Consider the following 386-nt stretch of genomic DNA (forward strand, 5'->3'; position numbering starts at 1 on the left):
TCCGCGACAGGCTGGTGGCGACGGTGGCAAAAATCCCGCCGGCGCCGCAATTCCTCGCCTCGATGGTGGCGGGAACCGTGATCGATCCGTTCAGGCGGATTGGACTTGAGGAAACGCGGTGGGATTTCGGACAAAATCCGGATCATGATACGACCGCATCCTAGAGTTTTTCGCATCAGACCGATCCGCATGAACGTTGTCATCTCCGGGGTCCGAAAATCGCTAGACCTGATACGGGTCGTTGCGTCTGTCCTGGCCACGTCGGTCGTGATGCTGCCCTTGCCGCAGGCGCAAGCCCAGACGCCAGGTCAGGCCAGCCAGCAGGCTCCGGCAGACAGTGAAGCGGCGCTGAAGGCTCGGATCGATGCGGCCTACAGGCTGATGAT

Annotated in this window: 1 pseudogene; it reads left to right on the plus strand. The window is 61.1% G+C overall.

The features are described 5' to 3' along the window. Nucleotides 1-164, plus strand: a pseudogene (locus tag EOB49_RS38435) (FAD-dependent monooxygenase); the annotation flags it as partial. Nucleotides 165-386: the final 222 nt, after the last annotated feature.

The sequence above is a fragment of the Mesorhizobium sp. M7A.F.Ca.MR.148.00.0.0 genome, from assembly GCF_003997735.1.
Taxonomy (GTDB): domain Bacteria; phylum Pseudomonadota; class Alphaproteobacteria; order Rhizobiales; family Rhizobiaceae; genus Mesorhizobium.